The sequence below is a fragment of the Phenylobacterium sp. genome (genome assembly GCF_035539035.1).
Classification (GTDB): domain Bacteria; phylum Pseudomonadota; class Alphaproteobacteria; order Caulobacterales; family Caulobacteraceae; genus Phenylobacterium.
Map to the genome: position 1 here is coordinate 1 of NZ_DATLJI010000005.1, position 3,218 is coordinate 3,218.

The window sequence follows — 3,218 nt, forward strand, 5'->3', positions numbered from 1 at the left end:
GAGCTCTACTACAACGCCGCCGGGCAGCGGGTGTTCGACGTGAGCGCCGAGGGCGCCCTGGTGCTCGACAACCTGGACATCTTCGCCTCGGCCGGCGGCAAGTTCATCGCCAAGGACTTCGTGGTCCCCGTCACAGTCACCGACGGGGTGCTGAACCTGCAGTTCGTGTCGTCCGTCGACAACGCCAAGATCGACGGGATTCTCATAGCGCCGGCTACCGTCGGCGCGTCGCTCACAAGCGGGGATTGGCTCGGCTAGGCGCGACACCGCTCCCGCGCGCGGGAGCGGGGGGCGGCGTCCCCCGCTTGCCGCCTCGTCGGCAAGGAAGCGGACGCACGCCGTCCAGCGCTTGGCGTCCCGCGGCGCGCACGCCGTTGAGGCGCGGCCTCATGTGCTCTGGGACGGCGTCCGGCAGAAGGTCCGGCCCACGGCGTTCATCACCCGCCGGGCCCCGCCGCGCAGCCCACGGTTCGAGAAGTAGAGGACGTTGCGCCAGGCCATCTCTGTCTCGAATCCCAGGGACGAGCCGGCATGCATCCGGTGCATGGCGGTGAACCGCCGCCCGGACATCTGCAGGGCGTAGTAGCCGTTGGAGGCTCGGCACTCCGGACTCGTCGGGTCGGGAAACGCCGTCTGCCAGGGCTTCCACCAGAGCTTGAGCACATAGGGGGGCCGGGTCGCCAGCATACGCTTCACGGCGGCGCTGCTCGACAGCATGCGGCCGCCGGGCGCCAAGCCGTGGGCCTGGGTGCGCTTCTCGACGTAGAGGTGGGGCGCGCGCCGCCACGTCTCGCGGAATTCCGGGTCATTGCGGAAGAGGGCCCTGAACAGCCCATCCAGCCAGAAATAGTCGGAGGTCTCGCCCCGCGCCCGCCAGTACTCGTCGCACGCCTGTTTCCACCGGCGGATGACGAGGGCGCCCGCCTCCGAGGCGATGAACCAGCTGCACGGTCCGAACCTGCCGTCCATGCCGCCGCCGTGGCCGTGGTACATCCACAGCCCTGCGGGGCGCACCGCGTCCGCGATCCAGGGCGTGAGCGGCTGCATGCACAGGAGGGTTGCGTCCGCCCATACGCCCCCGTGGCGGGCGAGCAGGCTCAGCCGAACGATATCCGACACCGCCTGGGGCGAGATGGTCTTGCCCGGTTCGAAGATGTACTCGGCGTCGTCCACGTACGCCTCGAGATTGCTCCAGCTGAGATAGCGGATGGTCCAGTCCGGGTTGTTGATCTCCCAGGATCTGGCGACCTGCCGCACGAGCCAGGGGGCCGTGTCCCAGCCCTGCAGCCACAGCAGCCAGATGGTCCTGTTCAGCTCGCCGCCGCCTCCTGGCGCAGACGCGCCTGGCCGCGGAGGAGGGGCGGCGGCGACCGTTCCGGCGCGGCGGGCGCGGCCTGGCGCGTCGGTGGCGTTCACTTGAGGGCCGCCATCATGCCGGCGAGGTCGCTCCGCCCCAGCCAGAGGCGGGGGAACGGGAGATGCAGGTGGGTGATCAGCCCGCCCCACAGCAGGGTCAACCGCAGGACGGTCCCGGCCAGCAGCCCGAAGGCTGCGCCCGTGGAGCCGTAGCGGGGCGCCAGGATGATCATCAGGCACAGCACCAGCGCCAGTTCCACGCCCCGGATGGCGGAGTTCAGGGTCGGTCGGCCCAGGGACAGGTAGAGCTGGGAGGTGACCGTGGCGATACGGTTGAGCACGGCCTCGACCACCAGGATCCGGAAGGCGGTGACGGCGGCGAGGAACTCCGGGCCGTAGAAGACCGTCATGACCAGACGGTCGACCAGGAATGTGGCGGCCACCAGGGGGATGTAGGACGCGATCGTGAGCCGCAGGGCGAGCTGGTGCAGGTGGGCCGAACGTTCGCGACCCTGGCCGCTCATCGCCGAAAGCAGGATGCCCGTCGCCGGCGTGAAGATGATCAGTATGCGCGAGAGATTGGCCGCGACGACGTAGATTCCGAGCTGGGCCGCAGGAAGCAGGGGGATCAGGATCAACCGGTCAGCCCAGGCCGTGCCCAGCGCGAACAGGTCCGCCAGGGCGGCGCGCCGCGCGAAGGAAAGAAGGCTGGCCCACGCCTGCCGCATCTCCGACAGCGGGCCCCTGAGCTCCTGCAGGAGGGCCGGGACGAGCGCCAGCAGGGCCAGGATGGTCCCGGCGACGACGCTGATGATGGCGGTGCTCACGTCGAGCCGGCCCAGCAGCAGGCAGGCGGTCAGGAGGACTGCGTGCAGGGCGAAGGGCATGAACGCCGCGAGGTTGGCGATCAGGTATCGCCCCTGGCCTGCGAACACCTGCCGCATGATCATCGCCACGGCGGTGAAGTGCGCCAGGATCAGGGTGGCTCGGGCGAGGTCGAGCGCGGCCGCGCCGTGGCGGCCGAGCAGGACGGGCATGAAGACGAAGGCCGCTGCGGACATCCCCGTCGCCAGGACCAGGGCCGCGAGGGCCGCGCAGAGGAAGTAGGCGCGCGAGTGGTCGGGCCTGTTGCGGACGTGGAGGAGGACGGCGTCCGAAAGCCCGACCACGGCGGCCGAGCTCAGCAGCGTCGCCCAGGCCGTGGCGGCCGCGTAGACGCCGCGGCCTTCAGCGCCCAGCGCCCGGGCCGTGATCACCCCCGTGACGAAGTTGAGGAGCACGCCGGCGGCCTGCAGCAGGATGGACTGCAGCGCAGCATAGCCGAGGCGATCCGCGGAGATCAGTTTCTGCAGGAAACGGAGCAGGGTGGTCATCGCCGGCGCGCCGCGGGTCATCTCGTCCTCCCGCCCACGTACAAGTGGCGGCGTGTGGGGCTCGGCGGGCCGGCGCGTCGCCGCCCTGACGATGGAACTCCCTTGTCCATGCGCGCTGGTCTTGGGGCAGGCCGTTGCGGGCGGCGATATCATTTGCCCAGTCGCAGACCTGTTGTCGAAGCCCCCCGCGATCTCGAGCGTTCGCGCCGCCGGTCGGTCGCACAGGTCATCAAATGCGCGGTCCGCAGGCGGAGCGGCGGTCTAGGTTGGGGCCTGAGGCAGGTGTGCGCGGTGCTCCTCCGAGGGCGTCAGTGCGTCCGGCCGTGGCATGACTCGAAGGGCGGCAGACATGAAGCGCATCCTGGTCACCGGCGGCGCCGGCTTCATCGGCTCGCACCTGTGCGAGCGCCTGCTCGACCAGGGCCACGAGGTCCTGTGCGTCGACAACTTCTACACCGGCGCGCGGCGCAACGTGGCGCACCTGCTGGA

The 3,218-nt window shown here is 70.3% G+C and carries 4 protein-coding genes; 2 read left to right on the forward strand and 2 right to left on the reverse strand.

Translation table 11 applies throughout. The features are described from left to right. Positions 1 to 258 (forward strand): malectin domain-containing carbohydrate-binding protein (locus VM685_RS01045; RefSeq protein WP_325458252.1); only part of this gene is annotated, 258 nt, incomplete at its 5' end. A 129-nt stretch (positions 259 to 387) separates the two neighbouring features. Here the strand turns inward: VM685_RS01045 and VM685_RS01050 are convergent. Then, positions 388 to 1,416, reverse strand: a complete 1,029-nt coding sequence (locus VM685_RS01050) for a capsular polysaccharide synthesis protein (protein ID WP_325458253.1) — start codon at positions 1,414 to 1,416, stop codon at positions 388 to 390. Further along, entirely contained in the window at positions 1,413 to 2,750 is a 1,338-nt protein-coding gene (locus tag VM685_RS01055; protein ID WP_325458254.1) for an oligosaccharide flippase family protein, read from the reverse strand. The genes VM685_RS01050 and VM685_RS01055 overlap by 4 nt, the downstream gene beginning before the upstream one ends. 328 nt (positions 2,751 to 3,078) lie before the next feature. On the opposite strand from VM685_RS01055, the gene VM685_RS01060 reads away from it, so the two are divergent. Continuing rightward, positions 3,079 to 3,218: NAD-dependent epimerase/dehydratase family protein (locus VM685_RS01060; RefSeq protein WP_325458255.1), on the forward strand; the 140-nt coding region annotated here is incomplete at its 3' end.